This window comes from Streptomyces hamibioticus (assembly GCF_047946815.1).
Lineage (GTDB): Bacteria > Actinomycetota > Actinomycetes > Streptomycetales > Streptomycetaceae > Streptomyces.
Map to the genome: position 1 here is coordinate 4,682,144 of NZ_JBKKQY010000001.1, position 16,275 is coordinate 4,698,418.

General features: G+C 74.1%; 11 protein-coding genes and 2 pseudogenes. All 13 read left to right on the plus strand.

Annotated elements, in window-relative coordinates:
- Positions 1–19 precede the first annotated feature (19 nt).
- On the plus strand, positions 20–592 hold the full coding sequence (locus ACLGIH_RS21280; protein ID WP_416529442.1) for a YqgE/AlgH family protein: 573 nt from the start codon (positions 20–22) through the stop codon (positions 590–592).
- A 30-nt stretch (positions 593–622) separates the two neighbouring features.
- Positions 623–910 carry a DUF3039 domain-containing protein gene (locus tag ACLGIH_RS21285; RefSeq protein WP_416526850.1) on the plus strand — a complete coding sequence of 96 codons (288 nt, stop codon included), beginning with the start codon at positions 623–625 and terminating at the stop codon, positions 908–910.
- A 186-nt stretch (positions 911–1,096) separates the two neighbouring features.
- Positions 1,097–2,053, plus strand: a pseudogene (locus ACLGIH_RS21290) (extracellular solute-binding protein); the annotation flags it as partial.
- A 77-nt stretch (positions 2,054–2,130) separates the two neighbouring features.
- Positions 2,131–2,970, plus strand: coding sequence for a carbohydrate ABC transporter permease (locus tag ACLGIH_RS21295; RefSeq protein WP_416526851.1), 840 nt, complete (start codon positions 2,131–2,133; stop codon positions 2,968–2,970).
- A gap of 4 nt (positions 2,971–2,974) precedes the next feature.
- Positions 2,975–4,585 (plus strand): beta-N-acetylhexosaminidase, encoded by a 1,611-nt coding sequence (locus ACLGIH_RS21300; protein ID WP_416526852.1) that lies wholly within the window; start codon positions 2,975–2,977, stop codon positions 4,583–4,585.
- A gap of 291 nt (positions 4,586–4,876) precedes the next feature.
- Positions 4,877–5,770: an FAD binding domain-containing protein gene (locus ACLGIH_RS21305; RefSeq protein WP_416526853.1), complete on the plus strand. Its 894-nt coding sequence runs from the start codon at positions 4,877–4,879 to the stop codon at positions 5,768–5,770.
- Positions 5,767–7,770, plus strand: a complete 2,004-nt coding sequence (locus tag ACLGIH_RS21310) for a (2Fe-2S)-binding protein (protein WP_416526854.1) — start codon at positions 5,767–5,769, stop codon at positions 7,768–7,770. The genes ACLGIH_RS21305 and ACLGIH_RS21310 overlap by 4 nt, the downstream gene beginning before the upstream one ends.
- Complete coding sequence (locus ACLGIH_RS21315; RefSeq protein ID WP_416526855.1) at positions 7,767–10,082, plus strand: xanthine dehydrogenase family protein molybdopterin-binding subunit; 2,316 nt, start codon at positions 7,767–7,769, stop codon at positions 10,080–10,082. Before ACLGIH_RS21310 ends, ACLGIH_RS21315 begins: the two co-directional genes overlap by 4 nt.
- 133 nt (positions 10,083–10,215) lie before the next feature.
- The gene (locus tag ACLGIH_RS21320; protein ID WP_416526856.1) at positions 10,216–10,842 is read left to right on the plus strand and encodes an SUKH-4 family immunity protein; all 627 of its coding nucleotides are present in this window, start codon (positions 10,216–10,218) and stop codon (positions 10,840–10,842) included.
- A gap of 72 nt (positions 10,843–10,914) precedes the next feature.
- Positions 10,915–12,443, plus strand: a pseudogene (locus ACLGIH_RS21325) (MFS transporter).
- A 144-nt stretch (positions 12,444–12,587) separates the two neighbouring features.
- Positions 12,588–14,378: a DEAD/DEAH box helicase gene (locus tag ACLGIH_RS21330; RefSeq protein WP_416526857.1), complete on the plus strand. Its 1,791-nt coding sequence runs from the start codon at positions 12,588–12,590 to the stop codon at positions 14,376–14,378.
- 346 nt (positions 14,379–14,724) lie between these two features.
- On the plus strand, positions 14,725–15,366 hold the full coding sequence (locus ACLGIH_RS21335; RefSeq protein ID WP_416526858.1) for an IclR family transcriptional regulator: 642 nt from the start codon (positions 14,725–14,727) through the stop codon (positions 15,364–15,366).
- 127 nt (positions 15,367–15,493) lie between these two features.
- Positions 15,494–16,273, plus strand: a complete 780-nt coding sequence (locus ACLGIH_RS21340) for a S16 family serine protease (protein ID WP_416526859.1) — start codon at positions 15,494–15,496, stop codon at positions 16,271–16,273.
- Positions 16,274–16,275: the final 2 nt, after the last annotated feature.

Consider the following 16,275-nt stretch of genomic DNA (forward strand, 5'->3'; position numbering starts at 1 on the left):
ATGCGGGATCATGTCTGCCATGACCGAGGTGTCCTCGCTCACAGGGCGGCTGCTCGTGGCCACGCCCGCCCTGGCGGACCCGAACTTCGACCGCGCGGTGGTGCTCCTTCTCGACCACGACGAGGAGGGCTCCCTCGGCGTCGTCCTCAACCGTCCGACGCCGGTGGACGTGGGCGACATCCTGGAGGGCTGGGCCGGCCTCGCCGGTGAGCCCGGCGTCGTCTTCCAGGGCGGCCCGGTCTCCCTCGACTCCGCCCTCGGCGTCGCCGTCGTCCCCGGTGACACCGGCGGCGGGACCGCGCCGCTGGGCTGGCGCCGGGTGCACGGCGCGATCGGCCTGGTGGACCTGGAGGCCCCGCCGGAGCTGCTGGCCCCCGCGGTGGGCTCCCTGCGGATCTTCGCCGGATACGCCGGTTGGGGCCCCGGCCAGCTGGAGGACGAGCTGGGGGAGGGCGCCTGGTACGTGGTGGAGTCCGAGCCGGGCGACGTGTCCTCCCCGGCCCCCGAGCGGCTCTGGCGGGAGGTGCTGCGCCGCCAGCGCAACGAGCTGGCGATGGTGGCGACGTACCCGGACGACCCATCGCTCAACTGAAGCGTGTGAGCTTCAGTACCCTTGGCACTTATGAGCACTCTCGAGCCCGAGCGCGGGACTGGTACGGGGACCCTCGTAGAGCCGACGCCACAGGTGTCCCACGGTGACGGCGATCACGAGCGCTTCGCCCATTACGTCCAGAAGGACAAGATCATGGCGAGCGCCCTCGACGGCACCCCCGTCGTGGCGCTCTGCGGCAAGGTCTGGGTACCGGGCCGCGACCCGAAGAAGTACCCGGTGTGCCCCATGTGCAAGGAGATCTACGAGTCCATGGGCGCCGGCGGCGACGAGGGCAAGGGCGGCGGCGACAAGAAGTAGCCTCCCGCGGCCCGGCTGAGTCCCGCGAGGCCCCTGGAGCGCGTCGGCGCGCGCTCCGGGGGCCTTTGTGTGCCACGAAGTGGTCGAGACCTCTTGTGGGCATGTTCATGTTGTCCCTAGCCTCCTCGGAGTTGTGCAGAGCAAAACCGTCATTGCGCATGCTGCAACGCTCTGGAGGATCTCTCCATGAAGCTCTCCCCCCGGCTGGCCGGACTCCTGGCCGCGGCCGTCGTCGCCACCGCCTGCGCGCCCCAGACGTCCGGCAACTCCTCCGCCGGCCGGGACGACAGGCCCGGCACCCTGCGGGTCTGGCTGTTCCAGGAGGTCGGCAACAAGCCCGAGGAACGGGTCGTCGACGCGGTCCTGGCCGGCTTCGAGAAGGCCCACCAGGGCACCGAGGTCACCGTCGAGTACATCCCCGTCGAGACCCGCGCCCAGCGCATCAAGGCCGCCTTCAACGGCCCCGGCAGCGCCCCCGACGTCATCGAGTACGGCAACACCGACACCGCCGGCCATGTGAAGGACGGCGGGCTCCTGGACCTCACAGAGGAGTTCGGCGCCTGGCCGGAGGCCGAGACCACCGACCCGACCGCCCGGCAGTCGGTCACCGTGGACGGCGAGGTCTACGGCGCCCCGTACTTCGTCGGCGTACGGGCCCTGTACTACCGCACCGACGTCTTCGCCCGACTGGGCCTCGAAGCCCCGAGGACGCTGGAGGAACTGGCGTTCACGGCGAAGAGGATCCGCGCCGCCGAGCCGGACCTGTACGGCATCGCCGTCGGCGGCGCCTACACCTACGGCGCGCTGCCGTTCCTCTGGGCCCACGGCGGCGAACTCGCCACCGGCAAGGGCGGGTCGTACGCCTCCGCCGTCGACAGTGCCGCCGCGCGGCGGGGCATCGAGGCGTACACCTCCCTCTTCGGCGACGACAACTGCCCCGCCGCGAAGTGCGCCGGCACGGGCGGCAAGGACACCGTCACCGCGTTCGCCTCGGGCAAGGCGGCCATGGCCATCGGCGGGGACTTCAGCCACCGGGCGGTGGAGGCGGGCCGGGCCAAGGGCAGGTACGCGGTGGTCCCGCCGCCCGGCGTCGAGCCAGGGTCGACCGCGCCGGCCTTCGCGGGCGGCAACAACATCGGGGTTTCGTGATGCTGCTGATCCTGCTCGCCGTGACCCTGGTGTACCTGCGGCTGCTGCGTCGCCAGGGGGAGGAACTGTGAATGCTCCGCGCGCGGGTGCCCCGTCCGTGGCGGCCGGCGGCCGAGACCTCGGCGCTGCTGATCGCCGTCGTCGTCGCCTTCCCGCTCTACTGGATGGTGCTGAGCGCCGTCAGACCGGCCGGGGAGATCGAGTCCGCCGAGCCCCGGCCATGGACGCTCGCGCGCTCCCTGGACTCCTTCCGGCGGGTCTTCGAGCAGCAGGAATTCGGCCGCTGCTTTCTCAACAACCTCCTTGTCGCGGGGGTCGTCGTGATCGCCTCCGCGTTGATCGCGTTTCTCGCCGCGACGGCCGTGACGCGATTCCGGTTCCGCTTCCGGACCACCTTGCTGATCATGTTCCTGGTGGCCCAGATGGTGCCCGTGGAAGCGCTCACGATCCCGCTGTTCTTCCTCATGCGGGACTTCGGCCGGCTGAACACGCTGGGCTCGCTGATCCTGCCGCACATCGCCTTCTCGCTGCCGTTCGCGATCTGGATGCTGCGGGGCTTCGTGAAAGCCGTGCCCCGGACCCTGGAGGAGGCCGCCCAGCTCGACGGAGCGAGCCGGGCGCGATTCCTCTGGCAGATCCTTTTCCCGCTCGTCTTCCCGGGGCTGGTGGCGACCAGTGTGTTTTCCTTCATCTCGGCCTGGAACGACTTCCTGTTCGCCAAGTCCTTCATCATCAGCGACACCTCCCAGTCCACGCTGCCGATGGCGCTGCTGGTCTTCTGCAAACCGGAGGACCCGGACTGGGGCGGGGTGATGGCGGCGTCCACGGTGATGACGATCCCGGTGCTGGTCTTCTTCGTACTCGTGCAACGACGACTCGTCTCCGGCCTCGGCGGAGCGGTGAAGGACTGACGTGATGGACGTGATTCCCCGGCCGGCGCAGCTGACGGCCCACAAGGGCGGGTTCTTCGAACTGGGCCCGGACACCGCCCTGGTGGCGGGCGCGGGCACGGAGCGGACCGAACGCTGGCTGCGCGGCACGCTGGGCGCGGCCACCGGCCTGCCGCTCGCCCCCGGGGCGAGGGACGGCGACGCCGTCCGGCTGTCACTCGACGGGGACCTGGAGGCGGAGGGCTACCGGCTCACCGTCGAGGCGACCGGCGTGCACCTCACGGGCGGCGGTCCGGCCGGCCTCTTCTGGGGCGCTCAGACGCTGCGGCAACTGCTCGGCCCGGACGCCTTCCGGCGCGCGCCGCTCCCCGGCCGGCGGTGGCGGCTGCCGCTGGTCCGAGTGCGGGACGCCCCCCGCTTCCGCTGGCGCGGCTTCATGCTCGACGTCGCCCGGCACTTCATGCCCAAGGACGGCGTCCTGCGCTACCTCGACCTGATGGCCGCGCACAAACTCAACGTCTTCCACTTTCATCTGACGGATGATCAGGGCTGGCGTGTCGAGATCGAGCGGTATCCGAAGCTCACCGAGACCGGTTCCTGGCGGGCCCGCACCAAATTCGGCCACCGGGCCTCGCCGCTGTGGGAGGACAAGCCGCACGGCGGTCACTACACCCAGGACGACATCCGGGAGATCGTCGCCTACGCCGCCGAACGGCACATCACCGTCGTCCCGGAAATCGACGTGCCCGGACACTCGCAGGCCGCCATCGCGGCGTATCCGGAACTCGGCAACACCGATGTCGTCGACACCGCCGCCCTGTCCGTCTGGGACACCTGGGGCGTCTCTCCGAACGTCCTCGCCCCCACCGACGGCACCCTGCGTTTCTACGAGGGGGTGTTCGAGGAACTCCTCGCCCTTTTCCCCTCGGAGTTCATCCACGTCGGCGGCGACGAATGCCCGAAGGACCAGTGGCGGCGCTCGCCGGTCGCGCAGGCGCGCATCAAGGAACTCGGGCTCGCGGACGAGGGCGCGCTCCAGTCCTGGTTCATCCGGCACTTCGACCGCTGGCTCACCGCACGCGGGCGCCGGCTCATCGGCTGGGACGAGATCCTGGAGGGCGGCCTGGCCGACGGGGCGGCCGTGTCGTCCTGGCGCGGGTACGCCGGGGGGATCGCCGCCGCCCGGGCCGGGCACGACGTCGTCATGTGCCCCGAGCAGCAGGTGTACCTGGACCACCGGCAGCACGCGGGCGCCGACGAGCCGGTACCGATCGGGTTCGTGCGCACCCTGGAGGACGTCTACCGGTTCGAGCCCGTTCCCCCCGAGTTGACGCCCCGGGAGGCCCGGCACGTCCTGGGCACGCAGGCCAACGTGTGGACCGAGGTGATGGAGAGCCCCGCGCGGGTGGACTACCAGGCCTTCCCCCGCCTCGCCGCCTTCGCCGAGGTCGCCTGGAGCGCCCTGCCGGCCCCCGCCGAACGGGACTTCGCCGACTTCGAGCGCCGGATGACCGCCCACTACCGGCGGCTCGACGCCCTGGGCGTGGCCTACCGGCCGGCCGCCGGGCCGCGGCCGTGGCAGCGCCGCCCCGGCGTGCTCGGCCGGCCGGTCGACGGCCCGCCGCCGAACAAGTAGGACCGGCACCCGAACGAGTACACCCAGCCCCGAACCAGCAGAACCGGCCCTGAAAAGTGCGAAGAACGCCGCAATCTTCACCGAAGAGTGCCAATTCGTACGGCGTGGACAAACCTCGTAGATGCCGAGCGAAACGGACCATCTCGCCGGTGAGGTGGGCGAATGCCTCCTAGCGGACCCCCGCGCTCGGGCCCTGCGAAGATGTGCCAGAGTTGCCACGTCCGCCCTGTCAGCACGTACCGTACGGCAGCACAGGCGGGACCAGGTGGACAGCGGGAAGGGGCAGCCGGTTTGAGCACGCACGCACCGCAGGCGGCGCAGGCCGTCACGCTGCCCACGACCCTGGACGAGGCGGTGGCGGCGCTCACCGCCATGCCCGCCGCCGTGCCCGTGGCCGGCGGTACCGACCTGATGACCGCCGTCAACTCCGGGCAGCTCAGGCCCACCGCGCTGGTCGGCCTCGGCCGCATCAGCGAGATCCGCGGCTGGCAGTACCAGGACGGGCACGCACTGCTCGGCGCCGGCCTCACGCACGCGCGCGTGGGCCGCCCCGACTTCGCCGCCCTGATCCCGGCCCTCGCCGCCGCCGCCCGCGCGGCGGGGCCGCCGCAGATCCGCAACGCGGGCACCCTGGGCGGGAACATCGCCGCGGCCGCCCCCACGGGCGACGCCCTGCCGGTGCTGGCCGCCCTGGAGGCGACGCTGATCATCGCGGGCCCGGGCGGGGCCCGCCGGGAGATCCCGGTGTCGCACCTGCTGGCGGGCATGGAGATGCTTCGCGCGGGCGAACTCATCGGTTACGTGCGCGTGCCGCTGCTGCACGCTCCGCAGGTCTTCCTCAAGGCGACCGGACGGACCGGACCGGGCCGCGCGGTCGCCTCCGTGGCGCTGGTGCTGGACCCGGCCCGGCGTGGCGTGCGGTGCGCGGTCGGCGCCATCGCCCCCATGCCGCTGCGGCCCCTGGAGGCCGAGCAGTGGGTCGGCGGGCTCATCGACTGGGACAACAACCGCGCGATCGTGCCCGAGGCCGTGCACGCCTTCGGCGAGTACGTCGCCGCGGCCTGCATCCCCGACCCGGCCCCGGCCGAGGACGGCTCCCCGCAGCAGCTTCCGCCCGCCGTACTGCACCTGCGGCGCACCGTCGCCGCGCTGGCCCGACGAGCACTGGGGAGGGCGCTGTCGTGACCGACGACCAGCACGGAGACCGGCACCCGGAGGGCGCCGCCCAGGGCGGCGGACGCTGGGACCCGCTGCCCCAGGGCGACTACGACGACGGCGCCACCGCCTTCGTGCAGCTCCCCGAGGGCGGCATCGACGCGCTGCTGGAGACCCACGAGAGCCCGCTCGCCGCGCCCGGCCACGGCTACACGCCCCCGCAGATAACGGTCACGCCCGCCACCACCGGCACCGACCCGGCGGCCACCGGCACCTGGACGATGCCGGCCGCGCCCGTCGACGGCACGCAGTGGCACGTCCCGGACGCCCACCGGCAGGATCCGCACCAGCACGACGCGCACCAGGAGGACCCGCACCAGCAGGACCCGTACGGCACCGACGCCGGGTACCGACAGCAGGACCCGTACGGCGCGGCCGGGCAGCAGTACGGCGGGGACGACCGGTTCACGTACCGGCCGGGGGCCACCGGCCACTGGGACTTTTCGGAGGCCGCGCCGGACGCCGAGGCCACGGCCGCCGACGGCTCCGCCGGGAGCGGTGCGCCCGGCCACGACGTGACCGGGCAGTGGTCCATTCCCGTCGCCGGGGGCGATCTTCCGGACGAGTCGGGCGAGTTCACCGCGTCCTCGCTGGCCGACCAGTGGGGCGGCACCGCCCCGGCCACCCTCCCCGGCGGAGCCCCCGCGCCCTGGGCCACCCAGGAGGTGGGGCAGCCGTGGTCCGCCTCCGCCCCCGCCCCCGAGCGGCCGGCGCAGGCGGAGCACGCCGCGGAGCAGCCGTCCGGGCACCCGGCCGAGCACCTCACCGAGGACGCCGAAGGCGCCGCGGCAGCCCCCGAGAGCCCCGCCGAGCCGTCGGCCGAGCCGCTCCCGGCCCCGGCGGCGCCCGACGCCGAATCCGCCCCGGAGAGGGCGGAGGAGTCCGCGCCGCCCGCCGGCACGGAACCGGCGGAGTCGACCGACCCGCAGCCGCAGCCGGAACCGGAGCCGCAACCGGAGGCGGAATCGCAGCCGGAGCCGGAGCCGGAGCCGGAGACCGAGCCGGCCGCCGAGGCCCCCCAGGAACCCGCGCCCGGGCCGGCCGCCGAGCCGACGCCCGAGTCCGCGCCCGACGCGGCGGCCGAACCGGCCTTCGCGGCGGAGCCGGCGCCCGAGCGGGCCCCCGACCCGGCGTCCGACGCGGACACCGCCGCGCCCGACCCGGACACCGCCGCGCCCGCCCCCGACCCGGCCCCGGCGCCCGTGCAGGAGCCCGCCGTCTCCGCCGGTCACCACGAGGAGCACCCCCTCGCCTCGTACGTGCTCCGCGTCAACGGCACCGACCGGCCCGTCACCGACGCCTGGATCGGCGAGTCGCTGCTGTACGTGCTGCGCGAGCGGCTCGGCCTCGCGGGCGCCAAGGACGGCTGCTCGCAGGGCGAGTGCGGCGCCTGCAACGTGCAGGTCGACGGCCGTCTGGTCGCCTCCTGCGTGGTCCCGGCCGCGACCGCGGCCGGCAGCGAGGTGCGCACGGTCGAGGGACTGGCCGCCGACGGCCGGCCGTCGGACGTGCAGCGGGCGCTCGCCCGGTGCGGTGCGGTGCAGTGCGGTTTCTGCGTGCCCGGCATGGCGATGACCGTGCACGACCTGCTGGAGGGCAACCCGGCGCCCACCCGCCTGGAGGCCCGCCAGGCCCTGTGCGGCAACCTGTGCCGCTGCTCCGGCTACCGGGGCGTCCTGCGGGCCGTCGAGGAGGTCGTCGCCGAGCGCCAGGCGCACGGCGCGGCCGACGCGCCCGACAGCGCCGACGGCCACGCCACGTCCGGCGGCTCCGGCCCCTCCGGCACGACCGGCACCGACGAACCCCGCATTCCGCACCAGGCGGGCCCGGGGGCGGGCGGCGTGCACCCGTCGGCGTACGAGAGCCCGGACGCTCCGGGGGCCCGCGCACCGCACGACCAGCCGCACGACCAGCCGCACGACCACCCCCACGGCGAGACGCCGTACGGCCAGGACGGAGGCCACGCGTGAGCAACGAAGCAGCCACCGCGGAGGCCGCGGGGGCCACGGAGGCGGCCCCCGCCCCCGAACCGATCCCGCACGGCCTCGGCGCCTCCCTGCCACCCGCCGACGCACGCGCCAAGACGGAGGGCACCTTCCCGTACGCCGCCGACCTGTGGGCCGAGGGCCTGCTGTGGGCGGCCGTGCTGCGCTCACCCCACCCGCACGCGCGCATCGTGTCCATCGACACCACCCACGCGCGCGAGATGCCCGGCGTCCGGGCGGTCGTCACGCACGAGGACGTGCCCGGCACGCCGCTGCACGGACGCGGCCGGGCCGACCGTCCCGTCTTCGCCTCCGAGGTCGTACGGCACCACGGCGAGCCCATCGCCGCCGTCGCCGCCGACCACCCGGACACCGCGCGGATGGCCGCCGCCGCCGTCATCGTCGAGTACGAGACGCTCGACCCGGTCACCGACCCCGAACAGGCCTTCGAGGCAGAGCCGCTGCACCCCGACGGCAACCTGATCCGGCACATCCCGCTCCGGCACGGCGACCCGGAGGCGGCCGGCGAGATCGTCGTCGAGGGCCTGTACCGCATCGGCCGCCAGGACCCCGCCCCGATCGGCGCCGAGGCCGGGCTCGCCGTGCCGCGACCCGACGGCGGCGTGGAGCTGTACCTGGCCTCCACCGACCCGCACAACGACCGCGACACCGCCGCCGCCTGCTACGGCCTGTCGCCCGAACAGGTGAAGATCGTGGTCACCGGGGTGCCGGGCGCCACGTCCGACCGCGAGGACCAGGGCTTCCAGCTTCCGCTGGGCCTGCTGGCGCTGAAGACCGGCTGCCCGGTGAAGCTGACCGCCACGCGCGAGGAGTCCTTCCTCGGCCACGCCCACCGCCACCCCACCCTGCTGCGCTACCGCCACCACGCGGACGGCGAGGGCCAGCTGGTGAAGGTCGAGGCGCAGATCCTGCTCGACGCGGGCGCCTACGCCGACACCTCCTCCGAGGCCCTGGCCGCCGCCGTGGCGTTCGCCTGCGGCCCGTACGTCGTGCCGAACGCGTTCATCGAGGGCTGGGCAGTGCGCACCAACAACCCGCCCTCCGGTCATGTGCGCGGCGAGGGCGCCATGCAGGTGTGCGCCGCGTACGAGGCGCAGATGGACAAGATCGCCAGGAAACTGGGCCTGGACCCGGCCGAGGTGCGCCTGCGCAACGTCCTGGCCACCGGCGACGTACTGCCCACCGGCCAGACGGTCACCTGTCCGGCCCCGGTCGCCGAACTCCTCCAGGCGGTCCGCGACTTCCCCCTCCCGCCGCTGCCCAAGAACACGCCCGAGGAGGAGTGGCTGCTGCCCGGCGGCCCCGAGGGCGCGGGTGAACCGGGCGCCGTGCGCCGCGGCGTGGGCTACGGCATCGGCATGGTCCACATGCTCGGCGCGGAGGGCGCGGACGAGGTCTCCACGGCCACCGTCAAGGTGCAGGACGGCGTCGCGACGGTGCTGTGCGCGGCCGTCGAGACCGGCCAGGGCTTCAGCACGCTCGCCCGGCAGATCGTCCAGGAGACCCTCGGCGTCGACGAGGTGCAGGTGGCGCCCGTCGACACCGACCAGCCCCCGGCCGGCGCCGGCTGCCGGGGCCGCCACACCTGGGTGTCGGGCGGTGCGGTGGAGCGGGCGGCCAAGATGGTCCGCACCCAGCTGCTCCAGCCGCTCGCCCACAAGTTCGGCATGTCGACGGAGCTGCTCCAGATCACCGACGGCAAGATCACGTCGTACGACGGCGTGCTGTCGACCACGGTCACCGAGGCGATGGAGGGCAAGGAGCTGTGGGCCACCGCCCAGTGCCGCCCGCATCCCACCGAGCCGCTGAACGAGTCCGGCCAGGGCGACGCCTTCGTGGGCATGGCCTTCTGCGCGATCCGCGCGGTCGTGGACGTCGACATCGAGATCGGCTCCGTACGGGTGGTGGAGCTGGCCGTCGCCCAGGACGTGGGCCGCGTCCTGAACCCGGCCCAGCTGACCGCCCGGATCGAGGCCGGGGTCACCCAGGGCGTGGGCATCGCGCTGACCGAGAACCTGCGCAGCCCGCGCGGCCTGATCCGCCACCCCGACCTGACCGGCTACGCCCTGCCGACCGCCCTGGACACGCCCGACATCAGGATCGTCAAGCTCGTCGAGGAACGGGACGTGGTCGCCCCCTTCGGTGCGAAGGCGGTCAGCGCGGTGCCGGTGGTGGCCTCCCCGGCGGCCGTCGCCTCCGCCGTGCGCGCAGCCACGGGACGCCCGGTCAACCGCCTGCCGATCCGCCCGCAGGCCGCCGTGGTGACCGGCACCTGACACCGCTCCCGAACGCGCCCCGGACGGCGGGGCGTTGTCAGTGGTGGCGCGTAGGGTTCGAAGCGGTGGGAACGGCTGCCGTGCCCACCGCGCACGGGCACGCACACAGGCGGGGGAGACGATGCACGGGGGCATGCGGGAGATCACGAGCGGTGCGGCGACGCGGGCGGTGGCGCCGGTGCCGTCGCCGCTGACCCTGGTCCGTTTCGCGACGGCGGCGGACGATCCGTCCTGGGCGCGCGGCGCGTCCCGGCGCACACCGGCGGGCTGCGAGGTGCCGCTGTTCTGGCGGGCGGCCGCGCTGATCGGCTGCCTGGTGCTGGCGGCGGGCCGCAGCCCGGTGTCGGGCCCGGCCGTGGAGCTGCCGCCCCGGCTGCTGGACCGGGAGTTCGGCCGGGGCCGGGTGACCCGCTTCGAGGACATCGACTTCCCCGCGTGCCTCACCCACGAGCCCACCCGCCGCTTCCTGCGCGAGACGGGCCTGCCCGAAACCGCCTTCCCGTTCCTCCACGACGCCGAGGAGATCGCCCTGCCCACCCTCGCCGAGTACTACGCGGACCCGGCCGTCGGGCAGGCGGACCGCCTCATACGCCTGGGCCGGCTGGCCGACGGCCATGACGTGGTCGTCGACGGCGCCACCGGCGCGGTCCTGACCCGTCACCCGGCCGACGACAGCCGCCGCCCCCTGGCCCCGGACGTCTCCGCGCTGGCCTTCACCCTCTGGCTCCTGCACCGCGCCGGTCCCCGGGGCCGGTCGTAGGACCAAGTTCCCGGTGCCGAACCGTCTCCCGACAGGGGTCACCCCGGGATTCGGCCCCTTACTCTTGCGGCCATGACCGTCCCTGAACCCCGCGACACAGGCGTCGCCGACACCGCTGCCGGCGCCGTCCGCCCGCCGCCCGCCTAGAGGCGACCGCCGAGGTCACCGGGGCGCCGGCCGCCGAGGAGACGGTGCTGAGCCGTACCTGCCGGGCCCTGAGCGTCGGCATCGTCTCCGTGATCGTGCTGATCGTGTTCGAGGCGACCGCGGTCGGCACGGCGATGCCGGTCGCGGCGCGCGAGCTGGACGGGGTGTCGCTGTACGCCTTCGCCTTCTCGGGGTACTTCACGACGAGCCTGTTCGGGATGGTGCTCTCCGGCCAGTGGTCGGACCGGCGCGGTCCGCTGGCGCCGCTGGCCTGGGGCATCGCGAGTTTCGCGACGGGGCTGGTGCTGTCGGGGACGGCCGGGGCGATGTGGCTGTTCATCCTCGGGCGCGCCGTGCAGGGGCTCGGCGGCGGGCTGGTGATCGTCGCGCTGTACGTCGTCGTCGGGCGGGCCTGCCCGGAGCGGCTGCGGCCGGCGATCATGGCGGCGTTCGCGGCCGGCTGGATCGTTCCGTCCATCGTCGGCCCTCCCCCACTGCTTCAAGGGCGTGGGAGGTGCCCCCAGCCTCGGGCGCGGTGACCGAACACCTCGGCTGGCGCTGGGTCTTCGTCGGCATCCCGGTCCTGGTGGTCGTGCCGCTGGCGCTCGCCCTGCCGCAGATCCGCACCCGCGCCGCCGGCCCGGTGACGCTCCCGCCCCGGGGGAGCCCCCCGCCTCCTTCGACCGCCGCCGCATCCGCCTCGCCCTCGGCATCTCCCTGGGCGCCGGACTGCTCCAGTACGCCGCCCAGGACCTGCGCCGGCTCTCCCTGGTCCCCGGCGCGGCGGGCGCGGCGCTGCTCGTCCCGGCCGTCCTCGGCCTGCTGCCCCGCGGCACCTACCGCGCCGCCCGCGGCCTGCCCTCCGTCGTGCTGCTGCGCGGCATCGCCGCGGGCTCCTTCATCGCCGCCGAGTCCTTCGTGCCGCTGATGCTGGTCACCCAGCGCGGCCTCAGCCCGACACTGGCCGGCTTCTCGCCGGCGGCGGGCGGCGCCACCTGGGCGCTGGGCTCCTGGGTGCAGTCCCGGCCACGCCTGGAGGCCCGCCGGGAGCGGCTGATGACCGTCGGCATGGTCCTGGTCGCCGCCGCGATCGCGACCGCGCCGAGCGTGCTGATCGAGGCGGTGCCCGCCTGGACGGTGGCCGTGGCCTGGCCTTCGGCTGCTTCGGCATGGGCCTGATGATCTCCTCCACCAGCGTCCTGCTGCTGAAGCTCTCCGCCCCCGAGGAGGCCGGCACCGACTCCGCCGCCCTGCAGATCTCCGACGGCCTGTCCAACGTGCTGCTGCTGGCCACCGGCGGAGCCGCCTTCGCCGCCCTCGGCGGCGGCACCGTGAGCCACGCGGCGACCCAGGCCGGCGGCTCCCACCCGGCGGCCTTCCTGGCGGTGTTCCTGCCGATGGCCGCGGTGGCCCTGGTGGAGGCGTGGGTGACGACGCGCCTGCGGGCCCGGTGAGCCACCGGCGACCGGCGGGGCCGCTGTGACGTCCGTCCCACCCGGGGGTGACCCGGCCCGGACCCGGCGTCGACCGGCCCGGGCCGCCGGTAGGGTGGCCCGGTTGTCATACGTGGCCGAGCCGATCTACCCCCTTCGGAGACCGTGACTACCACCGCCAGCTCCTCGCACCACCTGTCCCCGGCCTTCCCCGGCCGCGCACCCTGGGGCACCGCCAGCAAGCTGCGGGCCTGGCAGCAAGGGGCGATGGACAAGTACATCCAGGAGCAGCCGCGCGACTTCCTGGCGGTCGCCACCCCCGGCGCCGGCAAGACGACCTTCGCGCTGACGCTGGCGTCCTGGCTGCTGCACCACCACGTCGTGCAGCAGGTGACCGTGGTGGCCCCGACCGAGCACCTGAAGAAACAGTGGGCGGAGGCGGCGGCCCGGATAGGGATCAAGCTCGACCCCGAGTACAGCGCCGGACCGCTCGGCAAGGAGTACCACGGCGTCGCCGTGACCTACGCGGGTGTCGGCGTGCGGCCGATGCTCCACCGCAACCGCTCCGAGCAGCGCAAGACCCTCGTCATCCTCGACGAGATCCACCACGCCGGAGACTCCAAGTCCTGGGGCGAGGCGTGCCTGGAGGCCTTCGAGCCGGCCACCCGCCGGCTCGCGCTGACCGGTACGCCGTTCCGGTCCGACACCAACCCCATCCCGTTCGTGACGTACGAGGAGGGCGGCGACGGCATCCGGCGCTCGGCGGCCGACTACACCTACGGGTACGGCTCCGCGCTCGCCGACGGGGTCGTGCGGCCGGTCATCTTCCTCTCCTACAGCGGAAACATGCGCTGGCGCACCAAGGCGGGCGACGAGATCGAGGCCCGCCTCGGCGAGCCCATGACCAAGGACGCGATCAGCCAGGCCTGGCGCACCGCGCTGGACCCGCGCGGCGAGTGGATGCCCGCCGTGCTGCGCGCCGCCGACCAGCGGCTGACCGAGGTCCGCAAGGCCATCCCGGACGCGGGCGCCCTCGTCATCGCCTCCGACCAGGACTCCGCCCGCGCCTACGCCAAGCTCATCCGCGAGATCACCGGCGACAAGGCCACCGTCGTGCTGTCCGACGACGCCGGCGCCTCGAAGAGGATCGACGAGTTCAGCGCGGGCACCGACCGCTGGATGGTCGCCGTCCGCATGGTGTCCGAGGGCGTGGACGTGCCCCGGCTGGCGGTCGGGGTGTACGCCACGACCATCTCCACGCCGCTGTTCTTCGCCCAGGCCGTCGGCCGCTTCGTACGGTCCCGGCGGCGCGGCGAGACGGCGTCGGTCTTCCTGCCGACCGTGCCGGACCTCCTCTCCTTCGCCAACGAGATGGAGAAGGAGCGCGACCACGTCCTCGACCGGCCCAAGAAGGGCGGCGAGGAGGACCCGTACGCCGAGTCCGAGAAGGAGATGGAGGAGGCCAACCGGGAGCAGGACGAGGACACCGGCGAGCAGGACATGCTGCCCTTCGAGGCGCTGGAGTCCGATGCCGTCTTCGACCGGGTCATGTACAACGGCGCCGAGTTCGGCATGCAGGCCCACCCCGGGAGCGAGGAGGAGCAGGACTACCTCGGCATCCCCGGGCTGCTGGAGCCCGACCAGGTGCAGCTCCTGCTCCAGAAGCGGCAGGCCCGGCAGATCGCGCACAGCCGCAAGAAGCCGGACGAGGAGGCCGACCTGCTCGAACTGCCCGCCGAGCGGCGGCCGGTCGTCTCCCACAAGGAGATGATGGAGCTGCGCCGGCAGCTCAACGGCCTGGTCGGCGCCTACGTCCACCAGAGCGGCAAGCCGCACGGCGTCATCCACACCGAGCTGCGCCGGGTCTGCGGCGGCCCGCCCAGTGCCGAGGCCACGGCCGGGCAGCTGCGGCAGCGGATCGCCAAGGTCCAGGAGTGGGCGACCCGGATGAAGTGAGGCGCGCGGCCGGCCCGGGCGTGCGCCCGCCGCCGACCGGCGCCTGCCCCGGGGTGCGCGTGCCCTGAGCGTGCGCCGTACGTATCGGGACAAAAGTCGGTAGTCCCTCTCGGCCACTGCCCGGATTCTGGACGGAGACTTCCGCTGAGCGGACCGGCTCGCTACTGTCCCTGCACGCACACGCCCCGTGGCAGCGCCGCCGCGGAGCGCAGCCGTGAAGCGACTTGGGTCCGGACCGCACGCCGGGCCGCCGGCCGATCGGCGGCCTGAAGCGCGTCACCGACGGGACTCGGTGACGCATCCGCCGCGACGGGCCGCCGACCTCACCACTGAAGGAGTGGGCGTCGTGACCGCGGAGACTTCCCAGACGCTCGACAGAGGACTGCGCGTCCTCAAGCTGCTGGCCGACACGGACCACGGGCTGACCGTGACCGAGCTCTCCCACAAGCTGGGGGTGAACCGGACTGTCGTGTACCGGTTGCTCGCCACGCTGGAGCAGCACGCGCTCGTACGCCGTGACCTGGGCGGACGTGCCCGGGTCGGGCTCGGGGTGCTCGGCCTGGGCCGCCAGGTGCACCCGCTGGTCCGGGAGGCCGCGATGCCGGCACTGCGGTCGCTGGCCGAGGACATCGGGGCGACGGCGCATCTGACGCTGGTGGACGGCGCGGAGGCGCTGGCCGTGGCCGTGGTCGAGCCGACCTGGACGGACTACCACGTGGCGTACCGGGCCGGGTTCCGGCATCCGCTGGAGCGCGGGGCCGCGGGCAAGGCGATACTCTCCGCCCGGATGCAGCAGCCCGACGACCCCGGCTACACCCTGACCCACGGGGAGCTGGAGGCGGGGGCCTGCGGGGCCGCGGCGCCGTTGCTCGGGGTGTCCGGGGTGGAGGGCAGCGTGGGCGTGGTGATGCTGGCCGACGTGGTGCCGGAGCGGGTGGGGCCGCGGGTGGTGGACGCGGCCCGGGAGGTGGCGGAGGCGCTGCGGTGACCGCCCGGCCGCGGGCGGCGCCCCGCGAACGCCGGCCAGCGTGACCCACCCTTCGGGAGCCAGGTCGGGTGCGTCACCAACGGGCGCCAGGTCACCCCGGCCGAAACCCCCACGTTAGATTGACCCCGTGCTCTCTCGTCTCTCCCGCCCCCGTGCTCTGGCCGTCTGTGCCCTGCCCGTCGTGGCGCTGCTCGCCACCGCCGTGTTCGCGCCGCTGCCGTTCTCCGTCGCGCGGCCCGGTCTGACGGCGAACGTGCTCGGCGAGAACCGGGGCACCCCGGTGATCACCGTTTCGGGAGCGCCGACCCACGACACCAGCGGCGAGCTGCGGATGACGACGATCGAGGCGACCGGCCCGGACGCGCACATCTCGCTCGGTGACGTGATCGACGGCTGGTTCGCCACCGACCGTGCGGTCATGCCCAGCGACGCGGTCTACCCGAGCGGCGACAACCTGAGGGAGATCGAGCAGTACAACGAGGAGCAGATGGAGGAGTCCCAGGACGCGGCGACCACGGCCGCCCTGGGCCACCTCGGCCTCGACTCCGCCGACATCGACGTCACGCTGCGCCTCGCCGACGTCGGCGGACCGAGCGCCGGGCTGCTGTTCGCCCTCGGCATCATCGACCGGCTGGGCCCCGGCGACCTCACCGGTGGCCGGATCATCGCCGGCACCGGCACGATCACCCCCGGCGGCGAGGTAGGCGCCGTCGGCGGCGTACCGCTGAAGACGCAGGCCGCCCGGCGGGACGGGGCGACCGTCTTCCTGGTGCCGAAGGCGGAGTGCTCGGACGCCAGGGCGGAACTGCCGGAGGGGCTCCGGCTGATCCCGGTCGAGACGCTCGACGGCGCGGTCGACGCCCTGGAGGCCCTGGACACCGGGAAGGGCAGGGTCCCCGCCTGCTGACC